The sequence below is a fragment of the Microlunatus speluncae genome, assembly GCF_009299835.1.
In the GTDB taxonomy this organism is placed as follows: Bacteria; Actinomycetota; Actinomycetes; order Propionibacteriales; family Propionibacteriaceae; genus Microlunatus; species Microlunatus speluncae.
In genome coordinates this window covers 145,888-172,017 of sequence record NZ_VKCZ01000020.1, presented here as the reverse complement: position 1 = coordinate 172,017, position 26,130 = coordinate 145,888, and the positions used below count along the sequence as shown (strand labels likewise).

At 70.1% G+C, this 26,130-nt stretch carries 25 protein-coding genes; 8 read left to right on the top strand and 17 right to left on the bottom strand.

Annotation, left to right across the window (positions count from 1 at the left end; all coding sequences use genetic code 11):
* Window positions 1-626: 626 nt before the first annotated feature.
* Window positions 627-923, top strand: coding sequence for a metal-sensitive transcriptional regulator (locus FNH24_RS26275; protein WP_152365211.1), 297 nt, complete (start codon window positions 627-629; stop codon window positions 921-923).
* A 67-nt stretch (window positions 924-990) separates the two neighbouring features.
* Here the strand turns inward: FNH24_RS26275 and FNH24_RS26270 are convergent, their stop codons facing one another.
* The 10 genes from FNH24_RS26270 to FNH24_RS26225 all read right to left on the bottom strand — a co-directional run bounded on the left by FNH24_RS26270 (window position 991) and on the right by FNH24_RS26225 (window position 11,035).
* Window positions 991-4,638, bottom strand: coding sequence for a LysM peptidoglycan-binding domain-containing protein (locus FNH24_RS26270; RefSeq protein ID WP_152365210.1), 3,648 nt, complete (start codon window positions 4,636-4,638; stop codon window positions 991-993).
* Window positions 4,639-4,765: 127 nt separating this feature from the next.
* Window positions 4,766-5,662, bottom strand: a complete 897-nt coding sequence (locus FNH24_RS26265) for a type II secretion system F family protein (RefSeq protein ID WP_152365209.1) — start codon at window positions 5,660-5,662, stop codon at window positions 4,766-4,768.
* Window positions 5,659-6,531 carry a type II secretion system F family protein gene (locus FNH24_RS26260; RefSeq protein ID WP_152365208.1) on the bottom strand — a complete coding sequence of 291 codons (873 nt, stop codon included), beginning with the start codon at window positions 6,529-6,531 and terminating at the stop codon, window positions 5,659-5,661. Before FNH24_RS26260 ends, FNH24_RS26265 begins: the two co-directional genes overlap by 4 nt.
* Entirely contained in the window at window positions 6,528-8,042 is a 1,515-nt protein-coding gene (locus FNH24_RS26255) for a TadA family conjugal transfer-associated ATPase (protein ID WP_152365207.1), read from the bottom strand. The genes FNH24_RS26260 and FNH24_RS26255 overlap by 4 nt, the downstream gene beginning before the upstream one ends.
* Window positions 8,043-8,044: 2 nt before the next feature.
* Window positions 8,045-8,827, bottom strand: coding sequence for a CpaE/TadZ family protein (locus FNH24_RS26250; RefSeq protein ID WP_152365206.1), 783 nt, complete (start codon window positions 8,825-8,827; stop codon window positions 8,045-8,047).
* A gap of 3 nt (window positions 8,828-8,830) precedes the next feature.
* The gene (locus FNH24_RS26245) at window positions 8,831-9,541 is read right to left on the bottom strand and encodes an SAF domain-containing protein (protein WP_152365205.1); all 711 of its coding nucleotides are present in this window, start codon (window positions 9,539-9,541) and stop codon (window positions 8,831-8,833) included.
* 38 nt (window positions 9,542-9,579) lie between these two features.
* Window positions 9,580-9,993, bottom strand: a complete 414-nt coding sequence (locus tag FNH24_RS26240; RefSeq protein ID WP_152365204.1) for a pilus assembly protein TadG-related protein — start codon at window positions 9,991-9,993, stop codon at window positions 9,580-9,582.
* On the bottom strand, window positions 9,990-10,457 hold the full coding sequence (locus FNH24_RS26235) for a TadE/TadG family type IV pilus assembly protein (RefSeq protein ID WP_152365203.1): 468 nt from the start codon (window positions 10,455-10,457) through the stop codon (window positions 9,990-9,992). The genes FNH24_RS26240 and FNH24_RS26235 overlap by 4 nt, the downstream gene beginning before the upstream one ends.
* Window positions 10,454-10,837: a TadE/TadG family type IV pilus assembly protein gene (locus FNH24_RS26230; protein ID WP_152365202.1), complete on the bottom strand. Its 384-nt coding sequence runs from the start codon at window positions 10,835-10,837 to the stop codon at window positions 10,454-10,456. The genes FNH24_RS26235 and FNH24_RS26230 overlap by 4 nt, the downstream gene beginning before the upstream one ends.
* 6 nt (window positions 10,838-10,843) lie before the next feature.
* Window positions 10,844-11,035 (bottom strand): hypothetical protein, encoded by a 192-nt coding sequence (locus FNH24_RS26225; protein ID WP_152365201.1) that lies wholly within the window; start codon window positions 11,033-11,035, stop codon window positions 10,844-10,846.
* A gap of 729 nt (window positions 11,036-11,764) precedes the next feature.
* Here FNH24_RS26225 and FNH24_RS26220 point away from each other — a divergent pair.
* The gene (locus FNH24_RS26220) at window positions 11,765-13,015 is read left to right on the top strand and encodes an MFS transporter (RefSeq protein WP_152365200.1); all 1,251 of its coding nucleotides are present in this window, start codon (window positions 11,765-11,767) and stop codon (window positions 13,013-13,015) included.
* 43 nt (window positions 13,016-13,058) lie between these two features.
* Here the strand turns inward: FNH24_RS26220 and FNH24_RS26215 are convergent, their stop codons facing one another.
* Window positions 13,059-13,517, bottom strand: coding sequence for a cytidine/deoxycytidylate deaminase family protein (locus FNH24_RS26215; RefSeq protein ID WP_152365199.1), 459 nt, complete (start codon window positions 13,515-13,517; stop codon window positions 13,059-13,061).
* 56 nt (window positions 13,518-13,573) lie between these two features.
* Here FNH24_RS26215 and FNH24_RS26210 point away from each other — a divergent pair, with 56 nt between their 5' ends.
* From FNH24_RS26210 to FNH24_RS26200, 3 genes are all read left to right on the top strand, one after another.
* Window positions 13,574-14,944 (top strand): dihydrofolate reductase family protein, encoded by a 1,371-nt coding sequence (locus tag FNH24_RS26210; protein ID WP_152365198.1) that lies wholly within the window; start codon window positions 13,574-13,576, stop codon window positions 14,942-14,944.
* Between the two features lie 164 nt (window positions 14,945-15,108).
* The gene (locus tag FNH24_RS26205; protein WP_152365197.1) at window positions 15,109-15,828 is read left to right on the top strand and encodes a TetR/AcrR family transcriptional regulator; all 720 of its coding nucleotides are present in this window, start codon (window positions 15,109-15,111) and stop codon (window positions 15,826-15,828) included.
* Window positions 15,825-16,964: an acyltransferase family protein gene (locus FNH24_RS26200; RefSeq protein ID WP_152365196.1), complete on the top strand. Its 1,140-nt coding sequence runs from the start codon at window positions 15,825-15,827 to the stop codon at window positions 16,962-16,964. The genes FNH24_RS26205 and FNH24_RS26200 overlap by 4 nt, the downstream gene beginning before the upstream one ends.
* 1 nt (window position 16,965) lies before the next feature.
* Here the strand turns inward: FNH24_RS26200 and FNH24_RS26195 are convergent, their stop codons facing one another.
* The gene (locus tag FNH24_RS26195; protein WP_152365195.1) at window positions 16,966-17,883 is read right to left on the bottom strand and encodes a sigma-70 family RNA polymerase sigma factor; all 918 of its coding nucleotides are present in this window, start codon (window positions 17,881-17,883) and stop codon (window positions 16,966-16,968) included.
* Between the two features lie 131 nt (window positions 17,884-18,014).
* Between FNH24_RS26195 and FNH24_RS26190 the strand changes: the two genes are divergently transcribed.
* Entirely contained in the window at window positions 18,015-18,794 is a 780-nt protein-coding gene (locus FNH24_RS26190) for an SDR family oxidoreductase (RefSeq protein ID WP_152365194.1), read from the top strand.
* A gap of 3 nt (window positions 18,795-18,797) precedes the next feature.
* Here FNH24_RS26190 and FNH24_RS26185 read toward each other — a convergent pair whose 3' ends face one another.
* Entirely contained in the window at window positions 18,798-19,793 is a 996-nt protein-coding gene (locus FNH24_RS26185; protein WP_152365193.1) for an LLM class F420-dependent oxidoreductase, read from the bottom strand.
* A 66-nt stretch (window positions 19,794-19,859) separates the two neighbouring features.
* Between FNH24_RS26185 and FNH24_RS26180 the strand changes: the two genes are divergently transcribed.
* The gene (locus tag FNH24_RS26180) at window positions 19,860-20,933 is read left to right on the top strand and encodes a hypothetical protein (RefSeq protein ID WP_152365192.1); all 1,074 of its coding nucleotides are present in this window, start codon (window positions 19,860-19,862) and stop codon (window positions 20,931-20,933) included.
* Here the strand turns inward: FNH24_RS26180 and FNH24_RS26175 are convergent.
* On the bottom strand, window positions 20,899-21,441 hold the full coding sequence (locus FNH24_RS26175; RefSeq protein ID WP_152365191.1) for a 2'-5' RNA ligase family protein: 543 nt from the start codon (window positions 21,439-21,441) through the stop codon (window positions 20,899-20,901). The genes FNH24_RS26180 and FNH24_RS26175 overlap by 35 nt on opposite strands.
* A gap of 82 nt (window positions 21,442-21,523) precedes the next feature.
* On the opposite strand from FNH24_RS26175, the gene FNH24_RS26170 reads away from it, so the two are divergent.
* Window positions 21,524-23,890: a phosphoketolase family protein gene (locus FNH24_RS26170; protein ID WP_217428549.1), complete on the top strand. Its 2,367-nt coding sequence runs from the start codon at window positions 21,524-21,526 to the stop codon at window positions 23,888-23,890.
* A gap of 614 nt (window positions 23,891-24,504) precedes the next feature.
* On the opposite strand, the gene pyrH is transcribed toward FNH24_RS26170, so the two are convergent.
* The 3 genes from pyrH to FNH24_RS26155 are packed head-to-tail and all read right to left on the bottom strand — an operon-like array spanning window position 24,505 to window position 26,125.
* A complete protein-coding gene (gene pyrH / locus FNH24_RS26165; protein ID WP_152365189.1) occupies window positions 24,505-25,224 on the bottom strand; it encodes a UMP kinase in 720 nt (239 codons plus the stop codon).
* A gap of 2 nt (window positions 25,225-25,226) precedes the next feature.
* Window positions 25,227-25,751, bottom strand: a complete 525-nt coding sequence (locus FNH24_RS26160; protein ID WP_152365188.1) for an SRPBCC domain-containing protein — start codon at window positions 25,749-25,751, stop codon at window positions 25,227-25,229.
* Window positions 25,748-26,125 (bottom strand): ArsR/SmtB family transcription factor, encoded by a 378-nt coding sequence (locus FNH24_RS26155; RefSeq protein WP_152365187.1) that lies wholly within the window; start codon window positions 26,123-26,125, stop codon window positions 25,748-25,750. Before FNH24_RS26155 ends, FNH24_RS26160 begins: the two co-directional genes overlap by 4 nt.
* Between the last annotated feature and the right edge of the window lie 5 nt (window positions 26,126-26,130).

Below are 26,130 nucleotides of genomic sequence, written 5' to 3'. Positions count from 1 at the left end.
AACGCTCATCGCACCTCCCGTCCCGTCCGCGACGTCATGCCGACCGGAACCATCCGGGCGGGCATGGGTCGCGGAACCTCCTCAAGTACGGTCGCACCGCCAGCCCGCCCGTTCCGGTACAACACACCGGAGGGCGACGACCGCTGGACAGATGACGCTAGGCCCAGGCACTGACATCCCCGCAGACTCAGCACCTGAACCGTCCCCCGAACACGCTCAACTCGCGCAACCGTACGCCCCACCCGGGTGACCCGGAAAGTCGGTTATCCACAGGCCCTGGGGACAACCGGTGGATGCTTGTGAAGGACACGCGGAAGCGTTGTGCGCAGCCTGGGTACGAATCTGGGGACAACTTCCCCAGCCCCTGGGTAAAGCGCTTTCTACTAGGGAGAACGCTGGCTGCACACGGTGGATGAAAATCGGTGGAGAGGATTCTCGGCTCCCCCCGCCGACCATCGTCCAACTTGACAACGTCATCCGGAAGCCAGTACTTACGCACAACGGCTGGGGATAACCAAAGCAGTCCATTGACATGAGGACATGTCGACATGTCGAATCCGGGGCGCTCGACGCGATCCCGGAAGCCATATACCCTAGGGGGGTAAGTTAGTGGTGGAGGAGCAGCGATGACCGACGAACATGATCATGGTTACATCAGCAACAAAGACGCTTACCTGAAACGGTTGCGGCGGATCGAGGGCCAGGCCCGCGGACTGCAGAAGATGATCGAGGAAGAGAAGTACTGCATCGACATCCTCACTCAGGTGTCGGCCATGACCAGCGCCCTGCAATCGGTTGCGATCGGATTGCTGGAGGAACACCTGAGCCACTGCGTCGCCGGCGCGATCGAGAACGGTGGCGCCGAAGCCGACGCCAAGCTGAGCGAAGCGACCCAGGCCATCGCCCGGCTCGTCCGGTCCTGACCGCTCCGAGCACGGCCGAGGAGACCCGCCGCACGCGAGGCGACCCGGCGCTGAACGGGCGCGACCGTTACGCGAGCCGTGCCCTGACCTGCCCCTCCATCACCTGCTGCAGCACCCGAACCGTGTCCGGATCGAGATCGACGCCGAGTTGCCGGGCGTGACCGGCCAGCTGCAGCGCCAGCCGCTCGGTTTCGGCGTGGTTGCCGGCCTGGTGTTCGGTCCGGATCCGGGCCACCAGGAGCAGCTCGTCGCCCGGCGCCGCCGCCAGGGCCCGGGCCGCCGACCAGCGGGCCAGGTCGAGATCATTGCGGTCCAGCGCCCGCCGACAGAGCTCGACGCCGATGTCGCGGACCGCGGAGATCATGTCGGTCCGCAGCTCCTCGGCCCAGTGCCACTGGCCCGGCGCCGCATCAGCCAGCGGAGCACCCCGAACCAACTCCAGGGCCGCGAACAGCGAGTCGTCGCCGGCGCGGTTGACGCCGCCGAGGGTGAGGATCTGCACCCGGTGCCAGTCCGAACTGACCGCGGTGTGCAGCGCGATCCGTCCGCTGTAGGCATCGGGCAGGTACGGGTCCCCGTCCGGCGCGGCCCCGAGCCAGGTCCTCAGCCGGCTCATGTTCGACCGTCGGGTGCCCTCGGCCACGGCCAGCGCCGCGGTCATCACCCGAGCGGTGCTGCCGGGATGCTCCAGCAGCCAGCCGCAGTACTCCAGGCACTGCTTGTCGGCGCGTGGCGGCACCGGGCCGGCGGCTCCGGCGAGCTCGATCGCGCCGAGGATTCGCAGCGTCGGGTGATGGACCGGTCCCGGTCCCTGCTCTCCCTGACCCTGCATGGTTGCCCTCGTTCGTTGATGCTCCGCCGCTGCTTCTCCCCAACCCCCACGCCGCCGACCGAGGTGGGCGACGTTGTCCGGCGGGTCGGTGCCGAGTGGTGGAGACTCCTCGTCGGTGAGGGCGGGCTCGAGCCAGGTGTCCGGCACCGACCCCTCGCTCATCCGACGACGCGGCAGCTCCCGGCCGTTCACCTCGTGCGCCCACCACGGCGCGGGGTCGGTCTCCTCGGTGCCGGTGGCCGCGATCAGCTCGACCACGGCATCGACCGCCGCCGGCCGGAGCAGCTGCGGCTCGAGTTGGAGCCCGATCGGCAGCAGTTCGGCCTGGACACCGGAGGCGGCCGCAGCATTCGGTTCGGCTCGGGCCGCCGGATCCTCCGCCGATCGCCCCGGCCCCACGTCAGCCGCCTCCGCCGGGTGCTCACCGGCGCGCAGCCGCAGCGTCCACTCCGCCCGCGCGGACCCACCGGGCACGACGACGGCGATCGTGACCGCCGGCCGGCCGGCGACGATCTCGGTGATGCGATCGAGCTGGCGATCGGTCGGCAGCCGGTCGACCAGGACGATCTCCGGGGCCCAGGGGTCGGCCAGGTCCGGATCGCTGCGCAGCCGGGCCACCGCAACGTCGGCCTGCTCCCGGCGCTGCACCTGCGCCCGCTGCTCGAGCTGGTCGAGCAGGTCGTCGAGATCGTCGGTCCGGGTCACGTTGTGCCGACCCAGCGCCGCGGCAAGGTCCGGGTGATCGCCGACCAGGGTCAGGATCATCTCGTCGGCCCACGGTGAGAACGACAGCTCGGTCGCGATCGCCGCGAGCAGGGCGGGGGCCAGGGCCGGGTCCTCGGCCTCCACCGCCAGGACCCCCACTCCTTCGAGATCGGCCAGCACCGGCCGGCCCGCGGCGTCCGTACCCAGTCCGACCAGCGCCGGGTAGGGCCGGGTCGCCTCGGCAAACCCCGGGATCGTGCGTAGATAGCCGACGTCGTCAGCGGTGACCAGCCACGAGTTGTCGCGGACCGTGAACCCGGCGGGCGCGGTGTCGACCGGGCCGTCGAAGATCAACTCGAGCTCGTCCTCACCGACAGCGGCGAGGCGGAGCGGCGGCAGCGGCGTCGCCGTCGCGTGACAGTGAGCCGAGATCGCCCGCAATGCCTGGTCCAGGGCGCGCAGACCCAGTGGTCGCTGCCAACGACCGAGGGCCGACTCGACCGCCCGGGCCGCCGCGGAGGGCGGCGGCAACCGGCGACCCAGCGGTCGCCGCTGCAACTGCACCCGCCGGCGCGCCGCCAGACCACCGATCACTGCCGCGGCCAACAGCCCGCCGACCCCGGCCAGTCCGGCGACGGCGGCAGTCTCCGCCGGGCCGACCTCGGACGCGACCGAGTCGGCCGCCGCAGCGCCGCCACCTCCGGCCAGCACGGTCGGGACACCCTGGCCAGTCGGAACCATCGGGTCCGTGGGCACCAGCGGCTCGGCCGGATTCGTCAGGACGGGCGGATCGCTCCGGGCCGGGGTAGGCGGGTCCGCCCGGACGGGCGGTTCGGTCGGAACAGGCGGTTCTGCGGAGACAGGCGGTTCTGCGGAGACGGACGGACCCGTCGGAATCGGCCCCTCGCTCGGGACGGGCGGCTCCGTCAGGACGGGCAACTCCGGCGAATCCGGCGGATCTGCGGGGACGGGCGGATCTGCGGGGACGGGCGGACCCGTCGGAATCGGCCCCTCGCTCGGGACGGGCGGCTCGGTGGCCGCCGGGGGATCGACTGTCCCGGGTGGGGTGGCGGGAGCCCCGGCCAAGGGATCCTGGCCGGCCGCCGGTGGCGCGCCACGTTCCTCTCCCGCACGATCGCCAGGGCCGGCCGGCAGCCAGCCACCCGGCGATCGCTCCGGCTCGCCCGACCGAGCCGGCTGCCGATCGGACGGAGCCGAACCCTGACCGCCCCGATCCCGTGGCGATGGACCGGTTCCGTCCTCGTCCCCCGCCTCCGGCCGCCGGTCGGGGCGGTCGGCGTCCTCGACGGATCCGGAGGGAGGCAGCACCAACTGCATGCCGATCTCGAGCTCGTCCGGATCGCTGAGCTGAAACCGGTTGGCCTGGTAGATCTCGGGCCAACGCTCCGGATCACCGTAGGCCCGGTCGGCGATGGCCCAGAGTGAGTCGCCGGTCCGCACCCGGACGGTCTTGGCGGCCGCCGCGGCCGGTCGTTCGACGTCGGGAATGACCAGGATCCAGCCGGGTTGCAGCACGTCCGGACCGCCGCTCAGTCGCTCCGGGTTCGCCGACGCGATCTTGCGCCACTCCCAGCCGTCACCGTAATAGCGTTCCGCCAGGGTCCACAGATCGTCGCCGGCCTTCACCCGGTGCCGGACTTCATCGGCACGTTCGGATTCGGACCCGGGCTGCCGGGCGCGGGCCTGGTCATGATCACCCCGAGACCCTCCGTCGGCCGGGCGGGCACCGGGGCGATCATCGGTGTCGCCGTGGTCCAGCGGCACCACCCGGGCCGCCGGCGGCGGTTGCTGCCCCGGCTCCGCCTGCGCCGGGGTCCCGATCATGGTGACCACGGCGATGACGAGTCCGGCGGCGAATCGCTGCGGTGCCGCCATCCCCGGCAGCTGCAGCGTGATCCGATAGCCGGCGAGCCGACCGGTCACCTCGATGAACACCGAGGCGGTGAAGATCAGCCAGGCCAACCACGCGATGATCGTGATCAAGCCGATCAGGACCGTGCCGTCGTCGGGTCGGAACAGAGCTTGGACCAGATCGCCCCAACTGAGCCGGCTCGGGAACGGATTGCCACCCAGCAGGATCAGGGCCAGCGGCACGCCGGCCACACCGGCGATCAGCACGAGCAGGGCCGCGAGGCCGCGCAGGATCCGTCCCATCATCCACCGCCCCCTGGAACTCGTCTCGAGCAGTGCGGTCCTGTCACCCGACCAGCCTGGTCGATGGGCCGGCGGACCTGAAGGGGCACGGTGTTGTCCGTCGCCCGACGGTGTTGTCCATCCATGATCATCACCAGCCTCCGACGATCCGGAGCAGGGCCGGTGTGATGAAGATCAGGCCGAAGATCAACACCGGCACGGTCATGTAGATCGTCATGCCTTCGGCCGCGCTGCTGGCCGCGACCTGCTGGGCATTGCTGTGCGCATCGCGGAGCTCGCGGACCCTGGCCCGGAGCGTCCCGGCCAGCGCGGCGCCGGTCTCGTCCAGTTGCATGATGTCGGCGAGGTCGGTCAGCTCCGGCAGCTCGAGCTGCTCGGCCAGCCGGCGCAGCTCGCCATAGGGCGACTGCTGCTCCAGTCGGGCCCGATCGAGCGCGAGCCGGAGCTGCCGGAACAACGGGACGTCGCTGATCCGGGCCGCGTTGTGCAGCGCCTGCGTGGCCGAGGCGTTGGCCAACCGCTCCAGAGTCACCAGGTCGATGTAGACCAGCAGGGCCTCCACTGCCGAGGATCGGGACCTGGCCGTGGTCCGCAACAGCAACAGATCCGGGACGAAGAAGCCGATCACGAGCCCGGCCAGGGCGGTGATCACCGGAAGGGCGGGCGTCGACTGGGTCAGCAGGCTGATCGCTGTGCAGACGATCGCCGGGATCACCGCGCCGACGACGGCCATCACGATCTTGTCGGCGTAGAACTCCGCCAGCGACTTGTCCAGGAGCACCAGCCGGCGCCGCTGACCGGGTGTCATCGCCATCGGCAGCCGCCGATACATCCAGGCACCGAGCTGCTCCGAGGTGCCCTTCGCGGCGACCTGCTCCCGGCCGGCCGCGGCGGTCCACGGCGTTGCACCCTCGATCCTGGCCAGGGCGACCGACAACCGCGGCGTGCTGGGGACCAGGGCCGCGACGCAGGCGACGATTCCACCGGCGACCAGCAACCCGGCCAACAGCACCAGCCCGGCGGTCATGAACCCGGCCCGATCAGGATCCGCTCTCCGGTCCGGTGTCTGGCCTTGCGGCGCATCAGCGCCAACGACCCGATGTAGCCGGTGATCAACACGGCGAGGATCGCCTGGCCGAGTGGGCTCCGGTACGGCTCGAAGAACGTCGGGTTGAACAGGAAGGCACCACCCAAGGCGATCAACGTGATCACCGTGACCTGGCGGACGACGATGTACGGCTTGGCCCGCTCGGTCTCGATCAGCCGCCGGCCCTTGAGCTGGGCCTGCAGGGAGTCCGCGAGTGCGTGCAGGGTGATCGACGCCCCGGTCGCGCCGCGCTGGTCGGCGAGGATCACCGCCGCGATCACCGAGTCGGCATCGGCCGAGTCGAGATCATCGGCGAAGCGGCGCAAGGCGTCGGAGGTCGGCCAGCGATTGTTCAGCCGGGTCACCAGCAGCTGCAACTGGTCGGCGATGACGGGTGGCGCGGTCCGGCGGGAGGTCCGGATCGAATCGGTGATCGACCGGCCGGTGGACAGCGTCGAGGCGAGCGAACGGACCCAACGGTCGAGCGCCTCGAGCATGATCACGTCGTGCGCCTTCGGCAACAGCAGCAGGTACGGCACTCCGAACGCCAGCACCGGAGCCAACGGGATCGCGATCAGCCACCCGGTGATCAGCGCGATGATCAAACCCCCGGCCAGACTGGCGGCCAAGATCAGATCCCGCCGACGACCCCGGCGGCCCGGTGGGCGCCGGCTGAGCCGTACCCAACCGTCGACCAGCCCGGGCCGACGCCTGATCGGCTCCCTCCAACCTCGGCGCAAACCGGCGAAGACGGCCAGGACCCCTGCCACACAAAGGATCCCGGCGGCCGCCGCGGCGATCGCGTTCATCGTGGTGACCCTTCGGCGGCGTCGGGCAGTTGTCGCCGGAACGGCAGCAGCTCGGCCTCGAAGTCGGGATCCGGGAAGTATCCGGCCGGCCCGGACGCGGACGGGTCCGCCTGGTAGGTCAGGTGGGTGACCGGACGGTTGTTCTCGATCGCGCGGGTGAGCTGTCGGATCTCGGACAGGTAGCGCCGCCGAATGCCGCCCTTCCAGGTCTCGTCGACCAGCCGGATGTGGATCAGCAGGTCGACGTTCAGCGCGATCTGGCGGTAGGCCTCGTCGATGGTCAGCACCCCGCCCTGCGCGACCCGGGAGGCGAGCCGGTCCATCGTCGACTCGGCCGAGTGGGAGTGCGTGGTGCTCATCGTCCCCAGGCCGGTCTGGGCCGCCTCGAACATCGCCGCCGCCTCGCGGCCGCGGACCTCGCCGACGATCAGCCGGGACAGGTTCTGCCGCAGCGCCTCGGGCATCAGGTCGGACAGCCCGAACTCGCCCACGGCCGAGCCACCGGCGGTCTCGCCGTGTCCGACCCGCGACTGCAGGGCGAGCACGTTGTGCCGGCCCGGCTGCAGATGGGTCATCAGTTCGTAGTCGGTCTCCAGCGTGCCGAACCGTTCGGTGATCGGGATCGAACTGATCAGGGCCCGCAACAACGTGGTCTTGCCGGCGCCCTGATCACCGGAGATCACGATCGACTTGCGGGCCAGCACCGCCGCGTCGAGGAACCGGGCGACCTCGTTCGGCATCGTCCCGGCTCGGGCCAGGTCGCCCAGGGTGACCGTGGTCAGCGTGTGCTGCCGGATCACCACGCTCGGCCGGTGGGACAGCCCGAACCCGATCGCGTGCAGTCGGAACCGGTCGCCGAGTGCCAGGGTCAAGGTCGGATGGGCATCGTCGAACGGCCGCGACGGCTGCCCGTTCTGACCGAGGAAACGAATCGCGTCGACCAGTTCGGCGTCGCTGTCGGCGACCGGCGGCATCCGTTCCCGGCGACCGTCGCCGTACTGGACCATGACGCAGTCCCAGCCGTTGATCTCGATGTTCTCCACGTCGGGCAGGTGCAGCAGCGGCTGCAGCCGGCCGTAGCGGAACACCGCATCCTCGACCGCCTGGACGTAGGTCTCCTCCTGCGCCGTCGACCACAGCTCGGCCCCGGCTCGATGCAGGGCGCGGACGTGATCGCCGACGATCCGGCGGATCAGCGAGCGCCCCAGCAACACCCGGTCCGTCTCCGTCAGCGGGGTGCCGGACTTGGACTGGAGCGCCTCGGTCTCGCCGGTGATCGCCGCCGAGGCCAGCCGGCGCAACTCCACCACCTGGGACCAGTCGACGTCGTGGGTCGGCAGCGCGTCACGGTGGCCCTCGAGTGCCGGCCGGTCGAAGGTGGAGAGCCGCTGGAACTGGTCGCCGGCCGTCACCGGGAGGCCGGCCGTCTCGGCGGGCCCGGTCTGATCGGCCGACTGGTATCCCGCGAACAGCGGGTTGTCCGCCAGCGCCGGACCGGTGGAGTCGTCCATGATCACCTCTCGACCAGTTCGTCGGTCGCGACGCAATGATCACGCAGTGCCTGCGCGGTGGTGTGCAGCGATCGGGTCAGGGGTGATCGCTCGAACCGGCGGGGCCGCGGACCTCCGTCCGACAGGTGCTCGGCGGCCGGCGGATCCAGGGCGAGGTCGGCCCGGACCGGCCGGCCCAGTGCCGCGGCGATCTCCCGGCTCGCGTACGGATGCCCGTCGCCGATGACGATCAGTCCGAGGTTCACCGAGCCGCCCGTCACAGCGATCTGGTCGTCGAGCGTCGACAGCAGCACCCGGGTGGACATCACCGACCGCAGGCTGGACCGGAGCACGACCGCGGTCAGGTCGGCCCGTTCGATCAGCGCCGGCGGCAATCCGTCCGCGGCACAGCGACCGAGGTCGATGATCACGTCGATGCCGAACTCGTCCAGCCGGCGCATCGCCTCGATCAACTCCGGCCAGACTCCCGAGAACAGGCGGGCGTTGCCGGGCTTGGCGAACCCGGGCAGGAACAGGCGCCGCGTGCCCTCGTCGCCGGTCAGCGGAAGGGACTGGTCGATGATCACCTCCCGCAGCGGTCGACGATCCCGGTGCGCCTCGGCCACCCGGACCAGTCCGCGACCGCCGGGGTCCTGACCGGCCAGGAACCCGGCCAACACCGCCTGGTGGGCACCCGGGTCGGCGTCGACCAAGATCACCGAGCGCGGCCAGCAGAGTGCCAGCCCGACGGCGGTCGTGGTGGCGCCGGGCGCCCCACCGGCGGCGGTCAGCGTGATGATCGCCACGGCTCAGCGCTCACCGTCGAAGTCGCGCACGGCGGCCAGCCGATCCTGCGCGGCCAGGAAGGCGACGGCCGCGGCCTGGTCGGCCGCGACGTCGACGTTGACCAGGGTCGACATGCCGTCCGCCCCGGCCACGGCGTCGACCACGGTGGCCGGGAAGGCGTCCCCCGTGTACTGGTCGGCGAAGTCCGGCTCGGCACCCTCCGGAGGCAGCGCGATCAGCCGGATCACGGAGCCCGGATGCAACAGCCCGACCGGCGCCCGCCCCTCGACCAGGCGGAGTCCGGCCACGGCCCGGCCCTCGGCCGGAATGATCACCTCGCCGATCGCCCCGGCCGGCACGATGCTGCCGGCCACCAGGTCGTAGATCGCGGCCCGACCCACCAACTCGCCGGCTCGGTCGGCGAGCACCGCGTTGCCGGCGGCGGTGCCGCTGATCGTCACGGGAGCCAGATCCTCGGCCATGATCACCGAGCCGCGATAGACGGTCTTGGTCATGATCAGTACCGAGCTCTCGGCCGCGACCTTGGCATAGATCACGTACGAGAGCAGGGCGCCGAGGCAGATGGCGATCACCCCGAGCGCGATCCACTTCGGGTTCCGCCGCCCGGGCAACCGTGGCGGCTGGGCCGTCGCGCCGTCCCGGAACTCCTGCTCGACCCCGGGTTCCGGGGCGGTGTCGGCCCCGGCCGACCCGCGTTTCTCGATCCTGAGCATCCGATCCTCCCCCTTCCTGGTGGTCTCGCCGTCCTGGTTCAGCCGTCCGCCCCGGTCGGGACGAGCGTCGCTTCCGCCGAGCCGGTGGCGGTCACGGTCCGGATCCCGATCGCGCCAAGGAACATCGTCGGCCGGGTGGCCACCGTGGTCACCCGGACCACCCCGCCGCTGACCTGGACCCGGCCGGACACCTCCGGCTGTCCGGCCAGGTAGCTCTTCGCCGCTCGGACCGCGACCGACGCCTTCTTGTGCCCGGCCAGTCGGTGCGTCGCCGCGGCATTGCCCGCGGCCCTGGCGGCCTCGGCGGCCACCGATTCGGCCCGGCTGGCCGCGGCGATCTTCTGTCCGCCGTCGATGACCAGGCCGGCGCTGATGATCAACGCGGCGAGCACGACGAGGACGTACACGCTGATCGACTGTCCCCGCTGATCGCGGCTCGGTGGTCCGCTCATCCCCGCCCCCGGTACGTGTCCAGGGCCGCCGCGCCGGTGCCATCCAGCTCGATCCGGCCGGGCAGTCCCGGCAGGACGACGTCGGTCAGCGGCACCGAACACCGGATGGTCGCCGTGACGGTCGCGGGTCGCCCGGCAGGCACCCGGAACGCGGCCGTCGACACCTTCACCCGGACCTGCTCGCAGTCGAGCCGGGCGGTCGCGAGGGACTGTCTTCCCGCCGATCCCGCCGCGATCCGGGCTTCGGCGGCGGTCCGGGCCAGGGAGCCGGCCCGCGCCGCGGCGTAGCCGGCCTCGGCGACGACGGTCCGCGCGTACCAGAGCCGTCCGCCGGCGATCAGTAGTCCCAGAACCAACATCAGTGCCGGAACCACCAGGGCCAGCTCGATCGTCGCCGCACCGCGTTGACCACGTACGCGATCACCGGTCCGCCGCCGCCGCGGACCATCGCCGGACCGGGTCATCGACCCGGCACCCGCTCCAGCGGAGCGACCGCCCGCTCGTCCATCCGGCTCAGGCCGAAGTCGATGATGACCGCGGCTCGGCCGGTCACCCGGGCCTCGACCTGGTCACCGATCCGAAGGACCACGACCTTGACCTCGGTCAGACCCGCGGTCGTGGCGAGGTCGATGGCCAAGGCTCGTCCCCGGTCCGTCGTCCCGGTGGCGCCACGGGCCTCGTCAACCGCGACCGCGGCGGCCCGCACCGCGATGTTGCGGCCATGCAGCCAGAGGCCGGTCTGGATCACGGCGACGGTGGCCAGCAGCACCACGGGCCAGATCAGCACCAACTGCAACGACTCGGCGGCCCCGCGTTCCGACCGGTGCCGGTGGGTTGCCCTCATGGCAGGTCACTTGGGCAGGTGGTTGCTGACGTAGATCGAGATCGTCGTGATCACGATCGTCGCCACCGCGACGGCGCCGGCCAGAAGAATCGCGTTCTCCGCCGATTGGCTGAGCCCGCGCTCGTCCCGCGCGGCCGGCGACCGCAGCCAGACGAATGTGCCGATCAGGAACTGGAGCTGACGCCGCAGCTGAGTCATCGAGATCCTCCTTCGTCAACGGTCGCGAGAAGGCGCGACCCACTACATCCCTGAGCACCTGTCATCCCCGCGTCCACCGGCGCCATGGACGGTCGCCGAATCGAGTCCGCGATGATGTCGATTCGGAGTGTGAAGCGATTTCTAAAGCTATGCCAACGCGCCGCGCATCCCATCGGAAACCCTGTGTCCGGTTGATGACATGTCCTCAAGTGGACGTCGAGATTTGGGCGTGTCGGGGTGCCGGTTTGGCAGGCTGGATGCCGATCCGAGCACGGCCCTGGAGTACCTCCGTGGGCGGCCACCCGACCTCCGGTCCGTGCCCGGATCGACGTTCTTGGTTCGCGACCGTGCCGATGGGTCTCCCCCGACGACACCCACCGACAGGTCGCGAGGGTGACGGACTCCGTTGGCAGAGCGGCCGGCATCGAGCGGTCCGAAGCAGTTCGCATGTTCGGGCTCCTTTCCAAGGCGTTGTCCGTTGGCACCATGCTGCCGAGCGGGTGTTGGCCGAGGTGTTGTCCGAGCGGGCGGAGGTGTCGTTCGGTGGAGTGATCTGTTGTCGGGGAGTCGGTGGGTGCACCGATGGTGGCGGGAAGGTTCCAGAATCGGAGCGTCCCGCTTGGAAGGAAAGAGAGGTGACTCGTAGGCTCACGGGGGCCGACCGGGACGTGCAGTCGATGGCTACGAGCGGGTAGGGATGAGCCGACAAGGACTGAATAGGTTGACGCGGTGATCGCTCCGCGCCGCGCCGTCTTCCCGATGAACGCGCCGCGTAACGTCGTCGGTTGGATCGTCGGATTCGTCTCGTCACTGCTCGGCGACCAGGTCTATTTCATCGCTCTTTCCGTCGTCGCCAGCGAGTTCACGGATCCGGCGATGACCGGACTGATCCTGGCCGCGGCCTCGGTGCCGCGGCTGCTGATCCTGCTGATCGGCGGCACCATCGCCGACCGAGTCAGCGCGAAGCGGATCATCCTCGTCACCGACACGGCACGGGCGGCGATCCTGATCGCGCTCGCGGCGGTGCTGTTCCTGGGGGCCGAGTCGCTCGGTGCGGTCGGCCTGCTGGTGATCGCGCTGATCTTCGGTGCGCTGGACGGCTTCTTCGCGCCGGCGATGGGAGCCGTGCCGGCCCGGATCGCCTCCGATGACCAGCTCAGCCGGATGGCGGCGGTGCGGACGGTCGGGCAGCGCCTGGTGCTGGTGATCGGCGGGCCGCTGACCGGCTGGCTGCTCGCCCTGTTCGGACCCGCGGCCGCGTTCGGCGGAGCGGCCGTCCTGTTCGTGGTGTCGGTCAGTTCCCTGTTGCTGCTCCGGGTGCCGCGGCCGCTGCCGTACGAGCTGCGGATGATGTCGGAGCGATCGATCTTCAGCGAGACTGTCACCGGCCTGAAGTCGACCTGGGCCAACCGGCCGGTCTTCTGGCTGCTGGTCGTCATCGCGGCGACCAACTTCGGTTTCGCCGGGCCGGTCACGGTGGGCTACCCGCTGCTCGGCAACCAGAACGACTGGGGACCGATCGGCGTCGGTTATCTGTTCGGCGGCCTCGGCCTGGGGGCGGCCGTGACCGCGACCGTGCTGCTGATCATCAAGCGACCGCCCCGGGCCGGCCTGTTCGCGTTCACCGCGCTCGGGGTGATGGGCGCCTCGCTGATCCTGCACGGGATCGCCACCTCACTGCAGGCCGCGGTGACCATGGCGGTGCTGCTCGGCCTCGGCACCGGCGCGTACGGGACCCTGCTGCTCGCGCACCTGATGACCATCACGCCCAAGGCGGAGATCGGCCGGGTGATGGGGCTGCTGACCCTGGCACTCGAGGGCGTGGTCCCGATCAGTCACGCCCTCACCGGGCTCCTCACCGGACCGTTCGGCGCCAGCGTGCCGTTCATCGGCGGCGGCGTGATCGTCCTCGGATCGACCCTGCTCGCCTTGTCCCAGAAGCGACTCCGGGGGTTCGAGTTACCCCGCTCGCAGAAGTGACCCCGGCTGCGGCTCACGATCTGCCGAGTCTCGAGATCGATGATCAGAGTCCGAGATGAGCGTTCGGTTCCTTGGCGGCCGCCTCGAACTCGGGGAGCAGGTCGACGGTGATTCCGGCGGCGCGGAGCAGCTCGACTCCTTCACACCGGGCGACGAAGATCGGCGGCTCGCGCCAGGCGATCACCACCCGGGCGAGGCCGGCCTTGATCGTCAGCCGGGTGCAACTGTCGGGCCGCGAAGCGCGGATGGAGCATGGCTCGAGGGTGGAGTAGAGGGTCGCCCCGGCCAGGCGCGGGTCCGGGCCGAGCTTGCCGAGCGCGGACTCCTCGGCGTGCACCCGATCGGACTCGCGGGAGAAGCCGCGGGCCAGTTCGTTGCCATCCGCGTCGATGATCACCGCGCCGACGGCGAAGGCGGAGTCGCTGGGCGGGCAGAGCCGGGCGAGCTCGACGGCGAGCTGCATCCAGTGATGATCATCAGCGGGTCGGCGGTCGTTCTGCATCGGTCTCCCTGGGCCGGTCGGCTGCTCCGATCGTCCCACATCGGCAGGGACCGACCATGATCGACCGCCCGTACGTCACCCTCAGTTGCGCCGTGTCGTTGGACGGCTACCTGGACGACGCCTCGCCGAACCGGCTGCTGCTGTCCAACCCGGCCGACTTCGACCGGGTCGACGCCGTCCGGGCCAGGCACGATGCCATTCTGGTCGGCGCCACGACGATCCGCAGCGACGATCCACGGCTGCTGATCAGGTCCGAGTCGCGCCGGGCGGCCCGCGTGGCGCGCGGACTGCCGGTCGACCCGACCAAGATCACGATCACCGGCTCCGGTGAGCTCGATCCGGGAGCCGCGTTCTTCGCGGCCGGCGATGCGGACAAGATCATTTACGCGACGTCCCCCGCGGCGACCGAGCTCGGCCGGACAGCCCTTCCGGCGTCGGTGGTCGACCTCGGTGACCGGATCGATCTCGACCGGCTGTTGCGTGATCTCGTCGAGCGCGGGATCGGCCGGCTGCTGGTCGAAGGCGGCGGGATGATCTTGACCGAGTTCCTGGCCCGGCGCTGCTACGACGAGTTGCAGTTGGCGATCGCGCCGATCGTCGTCGGGGACGACCGGGCGCCCCGCTTCATCCGGGCCGGGATCGGACCGATCAATGATCACGTCCGGCTGGCCGAGGTACGCCGACTGGGTGACATCGCCGTGCTCCGGTACGAAACGCCGACCGCCCTCGACCAATCCCTGGCCCGCATCCTGGCACCGACCAGAGCGTTACTGCTCGACTTCGACGGTCCGGTGACCCCGCTGCTCGCCGAGGGCCGCGACGGCCGGATCGCCGACCGGATGCGGCAGGTCCTGGCCGAACATGGCGTCGATCCGCCCGCGGAGCTTCGGACCACCGTCGACCCGCTGCGGATCCTCCGCTGGGCCACCCCTCAACACCTCGGTCCGGACGCCGCCGCGGCGGTGGAGCTGGCCTGCATCCAGGGTGAGGTGGAGGCCGCGCAGTTGGCCCCGCTCACCGCCGGCGCCGCTCAGCTGCTCACGACCTGCCAGGCCGCCGAGCTGCCGGTGATCATCGTCAGCAACAACTCGGCGCCGGCGATCGCCGTCTTCCTCGACCGGCACGGCCTGGCCGACCGGGTGACCGGCGTGATCGCCCGCCTCCCCGGCCGGCCGGACCTGATGAAGCCGGATCCGGATCCGATCCGCCGCGCCCTCGTCCGGCTCGGCCGGCCCGCGACCGAAGGCCTGCTGATCGGCGACTCGGTCACCGACGTCGAGGTCGCCATGATCACCGGGGTGCCGGTGATCGGCTACGCCCGGCCGGGCCGCCGGCCCGGGCTCGACCTGGCCGGCGCCGACGTCATCATCGACGACCTCGAGCCGCTGACGAACGCGCTGACGACCCGCGGTTCGACCGCCGGCTGACCGGCATCGCCGGCAAGCTTCACCCACGTTCCTGTCACTTTGTGGTTTGCAACGTTCCTAAAGCGTCAGCCTTTCCCGTTAGGTGAAGAACCGACCGGTGCCCGAGAAGGTTCAGGGTTTACCCGAATTGCTCAGTATCTGACCCTGGGGATATATTTCTGGCCATGCGGTCAGATTTTGAGTCCGAGGGCCAGAAGGCGGAGACCTTCATCCAGGCGACCCGGCGCAAGCAGATCCTCGACGGGGCGATCGAGACGTTGGCCGAGGTCGGGTTCGCGAATGCCTCGCTGGCCCGGATCGCCAAGGATCTGCGGGTTTCCAAGGGCGTGATCTCGTACCACTTCGAGAGCAAGGACGCCCTGATGGTCAAGGTCGTCGAGCACTGCTTCGAGGGAATGATCGAGGCCGTCGTGCCGAAGATCCTGGCCGCGGACGGCACCATCGCCGGGATCCACGTCCATCTGCACGAGCTCGCGCTCTACGCCCTCGATCACCGCTCGATGCTGATCGCGCTGGGTCAGGTGGCCGGCAACCTGCGCCGGTCGGACGGCCGGCTGCACTTCGGCGCCGAGAGCAACGAGGCCCTCTATCCCGGCCTGGAACAGATGTATCAGCACGGACAGCAGGCCGGTGAGCTGCGCGACTTCGACGTCCGGGTGATGGCGATCACCCAACAGGCGGCGATCGACGCCATGTTCGCCTACTGGGGCAACCATCCCGATCATGATCTTGTCGCCCACGCCGACCGGCTGGCCGACCTGATCGTGCACGCCGTCCGGGCCGGCCCCGAGTCCCCCTCCCCCCGACCCCCGGCCAAGCGATCGAGGACCGCTCGCAAAACCACCACCGCCAAGAAATCTTCGTCGAAAAGGGCATCGTCATGAATCCCGTCCCCACCCGCACCGCCGCCGCGGCCGACCCGGTCAGTCGGCCGGCCGGCAGCCGCGTCTACTGGATCGACACGCTGCGAGTCGCCCTGACCATCCTGGTCCTGGCCCACCACTGCGGCGTGACGTACGGCAACATCCCGGTCTGGTTCTACAACGAGACGCCGCACGATCCGTCCGCCTCGGCGCTGGACCTCCTGGTAATCATCAACCAGAGCTTCTTCATGGGGCTGTTCTTCTTCATCTCCGGCTACTTCATCCCGCGGTCGATCGATCGCAAGGGCCCGGGCTCGTTCAGCCGGGACCGGCTGATCCGGCTCGGCCTGCCGCTGCTGGGCTTCATCCTGTTGCTCCGGCCGCTGGCCAATCTGCACGCCTACCTGACCACGCCGGACCTGCCGCCGTTCCCGATCTTCTACTTCCTCAGCTGGGATCCGGGGCCCACCTGGTTCCTCGAGGTGCTGCTCGTCTTCACCCTGATCTACGCCGGGTTCCGGGCCCTCCGCGGCGGCACTCCGAAGCCGTACGACACGGATCGCAAGCTCGGCTGGTGGGTCGCGTTCGGCGTCCTGGTCGGTCTGATGGTGATCATGGGCGTGCTGCTGGCGGTGTGGCGGCAGTTCGTGCCGGACGGCACCTACTGGCCGGTGATCGGGCTGCCCAGCCCGGCCTTCCTGCCGCAGTACGCACTGATGTTCGCGGCCGGCGTGCTCGCCGCCCGGCGGCGGTGGCTGGAGCGGATGCCCGGCTCGCTCGGCTGGGTCGGCCTCGGCCTGTCGGTGCTGGCGGTGCTGGTGTTCGGCCCGATGCTGATGTCCGGTGACCCGGCGGTCGCCGCGGCCGGCGGCGGCGTCGCCATGGCCATCCTCGGCGTCGGGATCAGCGTCGCGTTGTTGATGTTGTTCCGCCGCGTCGCGCCGGGCACCGGGCCGATCCGCAGGTTCGCCGCGGCGAACGCCTTCACCGTGTACGTGATCCACCCGGTCGTCCTGGTCGCCATCGCGGTGGCGATGCAGGGCCTGGTCGCCCCGGCGATCGTCAAGTTCGCCCTGCTGCTGATCTTGTCCGTCCCGGCCTGCTGGCTGGTGGCGAGCCTGCTCCGCCGGATCCCGGCGGTCGCCAAGATCATGTAGCTCACCGGCTGATGCCCCCGGTGTCCGTCGACTCTGTCGGCGGAAGCCGGGGGATCTTCAGTTTCTCCAGCCGGTCCGGATCGTAGAGGACGTCGATCGTGGCGATCTTGTCGTGCACCACGGTGAAGGCCATGATCGACAACACCCGGTCGCCGGCGATGGTGATCACGCCGGCCGCTCCGTTGATCAACACCGGCCGGGCGAACGGCGCCAGCTTCTGCGCCAGCTGGGCCTGTGACGCGACCGTACGGGCTCCGCTGATCGTCATCGTGAACCGCTCCCGGGCCCGACCGCCGTCGGCCCGCAGCACCACGTCCGGATCGAGCACCGCGACCAGGGCGTCGAAGTCGCCGTCGCGGGCCGCGGCCAGGAACGCGTCGACCGCCGCCCGCTGCCGTACGGTCTCGGGGTCGCCGACCGGAGCCTGGCCCTGCACCCGGCGCCGGGCCCGGCTGGCCAACTGACGGGTCGCGGCCGGCGTCCGGTCGAGCAACGGCGCGATGTCGTCGAAGGACACCGCAAACAGGTCGTGCAGCACGAACGCCACTCGTTCCGCCGGCGTCAGCGTCTCCAGCACGACCATCAGCGCCAACCCGACCGAATCGGCCAGCACCGCCTGCTGCTCCGGGTCGACCCCGGACTCCGGGCTGAGGATCGGGTCGGGCACCCGGAGCTCGATCGACTCCTCCCGCCGCCGATCCCGCGCCTTCAGCAGGTTCAGGCTGACCCGGGCGACGACGGTGGTCAGCCAGCCGGCCAGGTTGTCCACCCCGTCCACGCCGGCCCGGCTGACCCGCAGCCAGGCCTCCTGGACGGCGTCGTCGGCCTCGCTGATCGAGCCCAGCATCCGGTACGCCACCGCCCGCAGCCGGGTCCGCTGGCCCTCGAACTGCCCGGCCAGCCAGTCGTCGTCAGTCACGCCGTCACATTCCTCGATCGCCGGTTGTCATCGAAGTTGAAGGGCAAACACCGGACGAACCGACCGAATCGGCCCGGCCGGACAGAGTACACAGCGCCCGGACCGGGGCAAACAGCGAAGGGAATCTCATCATGTCAGCACCCATTCTGCTCACCGGCGGCACCGGCACTCTCGGCCGGCAGGTCGCGCCGCTGCTGATCGGGGCCGGGCACCGGGTTCGGCTGCTCAGCCGGCGTGAGCATGCCGACACCACCGCGATCGAGTACGTCACCGGCGACCTGATCGCCGGGACCGGGATCGAGACAGCGGTGGCCGGGATCGAGACCGTGGTGCATCTGGCCGGCGGGCCGAAGGGCGACGACATCGCGGCCCGGCACCTGGTCCGGGCGGCCGCGGCGGCCGGAGTGCGGCACCTGGTGCACATCTCGGTGATCGGTGCCGCGCGAATGCCGCTCGGCTATTTCCGGGCCAAGGCCGGCGCAGAGCGGGCCATCGCCGAGTCCGGGGTGCCGCACACGATCCTGCGGGCCGCGCAGTTCCACGAGCTGACGTTGACCGCGGTCCGGGCGATGGCCCGGCTGCCGGTCGTCCCCGCGCCGCGGGACCTGCGATTCGAGCCGGTCGACTCGGCCGCGGTGGCGGCCCGGATCGCCGAACTGGCGCTCGGCACGCCGGCCGGGGTGGTCGACGAGCTGGCCGGGCCGCGGGTCTACCCGATGGCCGACCTGGTCCGCGGCTACCTGGCGGCGCAGGGCAAGCGGCGGCCGATCCTGCCCGTGCCGCTCGCCGGCAAGGTCGGCCGGGCCTACCGGGCCGGGGTCAACCTGGCGGCCGATCCGGTACGGAGCGGCCGGTCCTGGGACGAGTTCCTCAGCGCCCAGGCGTCGACCAGGTCCGGCGCGGCCCGCTGACGCTCAGCCGGCGACGAGCGGCGAGAGTGCCTTGCCTGCCAGCTCGACGGTGCCCGGGAGATGCCCGTTGGGCACCAGGTTGATGATCACGCCGTCGATGCCGGCCTCGATCACCTGGCGCTGCAGCTGATCGGCCACGTCGTCGGGGGTGCCGACGAAGAGGCGGTCGGTCAGCTGGTGGCGGGCCTCGTCGGGCATCGTGTCGAGATCGATCCCGGTCCTGGCCAGGTGCCGGCGCAACATCCGTCGGGCCTCATCGCCGTTCTCGTCCATGATCACCGTGGCCAGGAAGCTGGTCTCCAGGTCGGACCGGTCCCGGCCCACTTCCTCGCACCGCTGGGCCAACGCGTCCAGCTTGCGCGGGATCTCGCCCGGTGATGTGTTGATGTTCAGGTGATCGGCATAGCGAGCGGCCAGGCCGAAGGTCTTCTTCTCGCCGCTGCCGCCGAGCATGATCGGCAGATCGGTCCGCAGCTGCGGCTGGTTCAGGGTTCCGTGGGCCTGGTACCAACGGCCGTCATGATCGGGAGTGCGACCGCGCAGCATCGGCTCGATGATGTCCAGCGCCTCACCGAGCCGCTCGAACCGGTCGGTGAAGGTGCCGAACTCGTAGCCCATCTGATCATGCTCGAGCTCGTACCAGCCGGCGCCGATCGCCAGCACCGCCCGGCCGCCGCTGATCACGTCGAGGGTGGTGACCGTCTTCGCCAGCAGGGCCGGATTGCGGTACGTGTTGCCGGTCACCAGCGTGGACAGCTGGATCCGGTCGGTGACCGCGGAGAGCGCGCCGAGCGTGGTGTACGCCTCCAGCATCGGCTCCTCGGGCTTGCCGATCATGGGCAACTGATAGAAGTGATCCATCACCAGCACCGTGTCGAAACCGGCGGCCTCGGCCTCCTGGGCCTGCGCGGCCACGGTGTTGAAGATCTGTTCCGGGCCGCCGGGATAGGTGAAGTTGGGGATCTGGTAGCCCAGTCGGATGCGTCGGGTTCGGGTCATGTTTCGAAGCTAGACCTTAGACCGCACTCGAAGGCAAGTGCACCTTTGATCACTACTCTGGGCAGGATGATCGCTGTCGACCGGCCGCTGCCGCCCCGGCTCGGCCCGTCCGTCCGACTGCTCCGGTGGATGCCCGTCCTCTGGCTGGCGCTGTTGATCAACGACACGGCGGCGGTCGGCCTGGTCGCCATGTTCGGCGAGTCGATGGCCTTCCCGGGGATGAGTCTGCTGGACACCCCGAACGACCTCCCGATGGTCCCGATCTCCTTCGGCCCGCTGGCGTTCGCGATCGTGGGCGCCGCGGTCCTGACGCTCGCCGACCGATTGATCGTGCGCCGGCTGTCCACCAGCGCCGGCCCGGCGTTCCTGGTGCTCGGCCTGACCACGACGGCCAACCTGCTGTTCCTGGCCGGGACGGCCTGGGCCAACCCGCTCTGGGTGATCACCTTCGGCGGTGGCGACGCGGGGATGCCGGAGATCGCGCCGGGGCCGCTGGGCTACCAATACGTCCGAGCGATGCTGCTGGTGCTGATCGTCGCGGCCCGGATCGCGGTCGTCGTCCTGGCCGGCGGCCCGTCGGCCACGGCGGAGGTACGCAGTCGCAGCGCACCGATCACGACCCGGCCCCGGCCGGCGCTGCTCGCCGCCATCGGCCTGGTCACCCTCACCGGCGCCGGGCTCGTGATCTTGACGGTCAACGGTGTGGCCTTCGGTGACCTGGTCGGCCGGGCCGGGGCGATGCGGCCGGAACCGTACTCGCTGCGGCAATTCCTCAACCAGGCACTGTTCCGGCTGCTCACCCTGGCCGGCCTGCTGATCGCCGGCGTCGTCGTCTCGGCGCTGCTGGCCCGGACCTTCCACCGCGGCGGCCGGAGCACCTTCGGGGCCATCGCCACCGGCCTGGTCGCCGGCGCCTGGCCGATCGTCCTCTACGTCTGTCTGTTGATCAACCCGGCCGGCTGGAAGGCGCCGCTGCGGCTCGTCGGCCAGCGGCTGGAGGCGGCCTGGTATCCGGTGATCATCACCCCGATCATGATCATCGCCGCCGGATCCCTGCTGCTGCTCTGGGTCTCGCTGGCGCTGCCGGGCACGGTCCGCTGGTTGATCAACGGGCGGGCCGCGGCCGATCGATCGACGTGATCTCGCCACTGCCGACCACGACCGCGTTGATCGACGTTGCCGCCCCGCTGATCGGCACCAGGCCGCGCGCCACCGCCACGGCCGGGCCGATCCGATCCTCGTCGAGACCCTTGGCCACCGTGCAGTGGGGGAAGAAGCGGCCCGGCCGGAGTTGATCAACCTGCCGCGGTTCGTACTCGTCCAGGATCGTGTGCAACGCCTGGTGGTAGGCGAGCAGCTCGGGGGTCGCCCGGACGGCGAGGAAGACGACGCCGCCCCGGCCCGGGAAGCAGCCGGCCGCGTCGAGTCCGATCCGCGGCAGGGCGGGCAGCTCGGCTCCGAGCCGATCGATGATCATCGGCGGCGGCTCGTCGGTCACGGCCAGCGTCAGGTGCGGGTGCTGCCGGCTGTGCGTCGTCGCCAACGATCCGATTCCAGCCCGATCGAGCGCCGCCCAGACGTCGCGGACGGCGCGATCGGTCGGCGGATCGAAGAACAACTCGATCGCGATCATCCGTCGGGAGGCCATGGTCCGACCCTATGAGGGTGTAGCCAGCGCACCGGCCGGGTACCTACGGTGGAAGCCACTCGGATCACGACGAGGGGAACAGATGACCTATCAACTGCCCGACGACGAGCTCCGCACGATCGACGCCTGGTGGCGCGCGGCCAACTACCTGACGGTCGGCCAGATCTATCTGCAGGACAATCCGCTGCTGCGCGAGCCGCTGACGCCGGAGCAGATCAAGCCCCGGCTGCTCGGGCACTGGGGCACGAGTCCCGGGCTCTCCTTCAGCTACGCCCACGTGTCCCGGCTGATCCGCGAGTCCGACCAGTCCTGCATCTACCTCACCGGGCCCGGCCACGGCGGGCCGGCACTGGTCGCCGCCGGCTGGCTCGAAGGCACCTACGGCGAGGTGTTCCCCGAGGTGACCCGGGACGAGTCCGGCCTGCGCCGACTGTTTCGGCAGTTCTCCTCTCCCGGCGGCATCCCGAGCCACGTTTCGGTGACCACGCCGGGCTCGATCCACGAGGGCGGCGAGCTCGGCTACGTGCTGATGCACGCGTTCGGCAGCGTCTTCGACAATCCGGACCTGCTGACCATCGCCGTGGTCGGCGACGGCGAGGCCGAGACCGGTCCGCTGGAGGGATCCTGGAAGGGCATCTCCTTCCTCAACCCGGTGCACGACGGGGCCGTGTTGCCGATCCTGCATCTCAACGGCGCCAAGATCGCCGGCCCGACCGTGCTCGGCCGGAAGGACCCGGCGGAGGTACGGTCACTGCTCGAGGGTCACGGCTACCGGGTGCTGGAAGTGACCGGAGATGATCTTCCCGGCATGCATCACCGGTTCGCCGCGGCGCTGGCCGAGGCGTACGCCATGATCACCGAGATCCAGCAGCAGGCCCGGTCCGCCGGCACGGTGTCGGAGCGACCACACTGGCCGATGATCGTGCTCCGCACCCCGAAGGGCTGGACCGGCCCCGACGTCGTCGACGGCGAACAGATCGAGGGCACCTGGCGGGCGCATCAGGTGCCGCTCTCCGGGGTCCGGGAGAACGCCGATCACCGCCGGCTGCTGGAGGCGTGGCTGCGGTCGTACCGGCCGGAGGAGTTGTTCGATGCCGCCGGCGGCCCCGTGGCCGACGTGCTGGCCGCGAACCCGTCCGGGCCGCGCCGGATGAGCGCCTCGCCGCACGCCAACGGCGGCCTGCTCACCCGTGATCTCGAGCTGCCCGACCTCTCCGACTTCGCGGTCACCGCGGACGAGTTCGGTACGGCCGTCGAGTCGACCCGACGGCTCGGCGAGCTGATGGCCGAGCTCTATCGGCGCAACCCGGACCGGTTCCGGCTGTTCTGCCCGGACGAGGTGAACAGCAACCGGCTGGGCGCGGTGTTCGACGTGTCCGACCGGACTTTCCTGGAGCGGACGACCGACGACGACGTCAAGCTCTCCGCCACCGGCCGGGTGATGGAGGTGCTCAGCGAGCACAACTGCCACGGCTGGCTCGAGGGGTACACGCTGACCGGCCGGCACGGGCTGTTCGCCAGCTACGAGGCGTTCGCGATGGTCAGCGCGTCGCAGACCGTGCAGCACGGCAAGTGGTTGGAGGAGGCCAACCATCTGACCTGGCGGGCCAAGGTGCCCAGCCTCAACATCCTGCTCACCTCGACCTGCTGGCGCAATGATCACAACGGCTTCTCCCACCAGGGCCCCGGCCTGATCCAGAACGTGATCACCCACCGCGGTGACGTGTCTCGGGTCTATCTGCCGCCGGACGCCAACACCCTGCTCCGGGTCGCCGAGCACTGCTTCACGTCGCGGTCCTGCGTCAACCTGATCGTGATCGACAAGCAGCCGCAGCAGCAATGGCTCACCCTGGACGAGGCGATCAAGCACACCGACCGGGGTGGCGGCATCTGGCCCTGGGCCGGCAACGACGACGGCACCGCCGACCCGGACGTGGTCCTGGCCTGCGCCGGCGACGTCGTCACGATGGAGACGATCGCCGCGGCCGAGATCCTGACCAGCCGGATGCCGCAGCTGCGGATCCGGGTGGTCAACATCGTCGACCTGATGGCCCTGCCCCGCCGCCGTGATCACCCCCACGGCCTCTCCGACACCTACTTCCGCGAGCTGTTCACCGACCACGTCGACGTCGTCTTCTCCTTCCACGGCTTCCCCGGCGCGATCCACCAGTTGGTCCACGGTCGCCCCGACGCCGACCGCTTCCACGTCCGCGGCTTCATCGAGCAAGGCACCACGACCACCCCGTTCGACATGACCGTCCGCAACCGCGCCTCCCGCTACCACCTGGTCATGGACGCCATCAACAACGCCCGCCGTACGCCTCCGGGGGCGTCGGAGTTGCTGGCCTGGTGCGAAGAGAAGCTAGCCGAGCACGAGCGCTACGTCGTTGATCAGCTGGAAGATCTGCCAGAGATCAAGAACTGGTCCTGGACTCGCCCTGGCTCCTAGGAGGGGAACTGCCGCGGGGAAGGTTGGGGGTCTGTGCGCTGGCTACCATCCGCACGCGGGACGTTGGGTGCCGCTGCCGCGGTCTGGGTGTGCGTGCTCCCGCCAGTCCCAGCCACGCCAGCGCACAGACCCCCAACCCTCCCCGCTCCCTTTGCCCCCCGCACACTTTTTTACCGCCTCAGCCGAGCGGAACCCTGATCTTGCCGACTGCCAAGCCGAGCGTATGGCTGATCACGAAGGTGTCCGTTCCCTGAGCTTGTCGAAGGGCAAGCAAGATCATCAGTTGATCACCCGGAACCCTGACCTGCCCTTCGACAGGCTCAGGGAACGGACACCCACACCTCGGCGGCGAGCCCGCGGCGTTGCCGTCGTGATCACTCCAACCGCTCCGGTGAGGCAGTCCCAGCAGGTCCGATCAGCGCTCGGCTGTGGCGGTAAAACTATGCGGGATCCAAAGGGAGCGGTGGGGTCTGGGGGATAGGTGCGCGGGCGTGGACGGGCCTGGCGGGAGCACGCGGACGCAAGAACCGCGGCAGCGGCACTTCAACTGCCCGCGGGCGGATGGTTGCCCGCGCACCTATCCCCCAGACCCCACCGCGGCAGGCAGCCCCCAGTCAGCTATGAACGACAGTCCCCAGATCTTCGCCCAAGCAGATGCGCTTCATCACACCCCGAGCATCGATGTCGAACACATGCATGGTCAGTTTCTGCTCCCCAGCCAACACAAAGGCGGCCGCGTCCATGATCGTGATCCCGCGCCGAATGGCCTCGGAGTAGGTCAGGTCGTCGTAACGCTTGGCGTCCGGATTGATCTTGGGATCGCTGTCGTACACCCCGTCGACACCGCGCTTGGCCACCAGCAGGGCGTCGGCTTCGATCTCCAGCGCGCGCTGGACCGAGGGGTAGTCGGTGGTCACGTACGGCTGACCGATGCCGCCGGCCAGGATCACGATGTAGCCGCGGGACAGGTGGGCCATGGCGCGGAGGCGGATGAAGGGTTCGGCGACGCTCTGGATGCCGATCGCGGTCATCACCCGCACCTCGGTCTTGGCCTTGGCGGTGAGGGCACCGCGCAGCATCAGGGCGTTCATCACGGTGCCGAGCATGCCGATGTTGTCGGCCTCGGCCCGGCCGATGCCCCAGGCGTCGGCCATCCGGCCGCGGAAGTAGTTGCCGCCGCCGACGACCACGGCGACCTCGATGCCAAGATCATGAACGGTGAGCACCTCGTCGGCCAACCGGTCGAGGGCCTCGGGGTCGACGCCCCAGCCGTCGTTGCCGGACAACGCCTCGCCGCTGAGCTTGAGCACGACCCGTCGATATCGAGACCCCATCGTCAGTCGATTCCTTCCAGCGTGCGTCGCCAGGCGTCCTGGGCCGCGCGCTCATGATCGTCGAGCTGCTCGGCGGTCCAGCTTTCGGCTCCGGCCTCGACCCCGAGTGCGAGCAGGCACCATTCCCAGCCGCCACCGTACCCGACGACCAGCGACTCGGAGGAGACTCCGCCATGCCGGAGGGTGAGCTCGACCTGATCATGGTCGATCGATCTGAGTGTCGCCGAGACCCGCGCGGCCGGCTGGCCCTGCCACTCCCAGTCGACGATCAACTCCGTCGGCTCGGCGCAGTGGCGGATCACGATCCGGGCCGGGGCCAAGGATTCGCCACTGCCGATGTTGATCAGGTACGTGGAGCCGTCGGCCGACCGCTCGGCCACCGGGCCGAGCCACCGACCGATCCGGTCGGGTGTGGTCAGGGCAGCCCACAGGTCGTCGATGGTGGTCCGATAGCGATGTCGGAAGGTCTGGTCGAAGCCGGTGGCGGTCCGGCTGGCCGACCGATCGAAGAGTTGATCGAGGTTCATGCTGACGCCTTTCGGGATCGATGCGCGGCTCCGGCGGACCGGTCGCCGCGCCGGCCGCGGGCCACCTCGGTCTGCAGGGCTTCCAGCGCGCCGGCCCAGAGCGAACGACGGCGGTGCAGCCACTGCTCGGCCTCGGCGAGTGCCTCCGGTCGCAGGGTGTAGATGCGGCGCCGCCCGTCCGGCGCGCAGTCGGCGACGGCGGTGTCGCGCAGCATCCGTAGCGCGTTCGAGACGGCCGGCTGACTGACCCCGAACTCGCCGGTCACGGCCGTCGTCAGGTCACCGGCGGTGCGCGGGCCCTCGGACAGCAGCTCGATCAGCCGGCGTCGGACCGGATCGGCCAGCACCTCGAAGATGCCGTCGGAGGTTTTCATCACCG

Coding starts and splice junctions, on each gene's coding strand:
- FNH24_RS26155 (WP_152365187.1), bottom strand. CDS start 26,125: ATGAAAACCTCCGACGGCATCTTCGAGGTGCTGGCCGATCCGGTCCGA.
- FNH24_RS26245 (WP_152365205.1), bottom strand. CDS start 9,541: ATGCTCAGGATCGAGAAACGCGGGTCGGCCGGGGCCGACACCGCCCCG.
- FNH24_RS26240 (WP_152365204.1), bottom strand. CDS start 9,993: ATGAGCGGACCACCGAGCCGCGATCAGCGGGGACAGTCGATCAGCGTG.
- FNH24_RS26210 (WP_152365198.1), top strand. CDS start 13,574: ATGATCGACCGCCCGTACGTCACCCTCAGTTGCGCCGTGTCGTTGGAC.
- FNH24_RS26225 (WP_152365201.1), bottom strand. CDS start 11,035: ATGACTCAGCTGCGGCGTCAGCTCCAGTTCCTGATCGGCACATTCGTC.
- pyrH (WP_152365189.1), bottom strand. CDS start 25,224: ATGGGGTCTCGATATCGACGGGTCGTGCTCAAGCTCAGCGGCGAGGCG.
- FNH24_RS26255 (WP_152365207.1), bottom strand. CDS start 8,042: ATGGACGACTCCACCGGTCCGGCGCTGGCGGACAACCCGCTGTTCGCG.
- FNH24_RS26175 (WP_152365191.1), bottom strand. CDS start 21,441: ATGGCCTCCCGACGGATGATCGCGATCGAGTTGTTCTTCGATCCGCCG.
- FNH24_RS26205 (WP_152365197.1), top strand. CDS start 15,109: ATGCGGTCAGATTTTGAGTCCGAGGGCCAGAAGGCGGAGACCTTCATC.
- FNH24_RS26215 (WP_152365199.1), bottom strand. CDS start 13,517: ATGCAGAACGACCGCCGACCCGCTGATGATCATCACTGGATGCAGCTC.
- FNH24_RS26180 (WP_152365192.1), top strand. CDS start 19,860: ATGATCGCTGTCGACCGGCCGCTGCCGCCCCGGCTCGGCCCGTCCGTC.
- FNH24_RS26170 (WP_217428549.1), top strand. CDS start 21,524: ATGACCTATCAACTGCCCGACGACGAGCTCCGCACGATCGACGCCTGG.
- FNH24_RS26190 (WP_152365194.1), top strand. CDS start 18,015: ATGTCAGCACCCATTCTGCTCACCGGCGGCACCGGCACTCTCGGCCGG.
- FNH24_RS26235 (WP_152365203.1), bottom strand. CDS start 10,457: ATGACCCGGTCCGGCGATGGTCCGCGGCGGCGGCGGACCGGTGATCGC.
- FNH24_RS26270 (WP_152365210.1), bottom strand. CDS start 4,638: ATGATGGGACGGATCCTGCGCGGCCTCGCGGCCCTGCTCGTGCTGATC.
- FNH24_RS26275 (WP_152365211.1), top strand. CDS start 627: ATGACCGACGAACATGATCATGGTTACATCAGCAACAAAGACGCTTAC.
- FNH24_RS26160 (WP_152365188.1), bottom strand. CDS start 25,751: ATGAACCTCGATCAACTCTTCGATCGGTCGGCCAGCCGGACCGCCACC.
- FNH24_RS26200 (WP_152365196.1), top strand. CDS start 15,825: ATGAATCCCGTCCCCACCCGCACCGCCGCCGCGGCCGACCCGGTCAGT.
- FNH24_RS26230 (WP_152365202.1), bottom strand. CDS start 10,837: ATGAGGGCAACCCACCGGCACCGGTCGGAACGCGGGGCCGCCGAGTCG.
- FNH24_RS26260 (WP_152365208.1), bottom strand. CDS start 6,531: ATGAACGCGATCGCCGCGGCGGCCGCCGGGATCCTTTGTGTGGCAGGG.
- FNH24_RS26185 (WP_152365193.1), bottom strand. CDS start 19,793: ATGACCCGAACCCGACGCATCCGACTGGGCTACCAGATCCCCAACTTC.
- FNH24_RS26265 (WP_152365209.1), bottom strand. CDS start 5,662: ATGACCGCCGGGCTGGTGCTGTTGGCCGGGTTGCTGGTCGCCGGTGGA.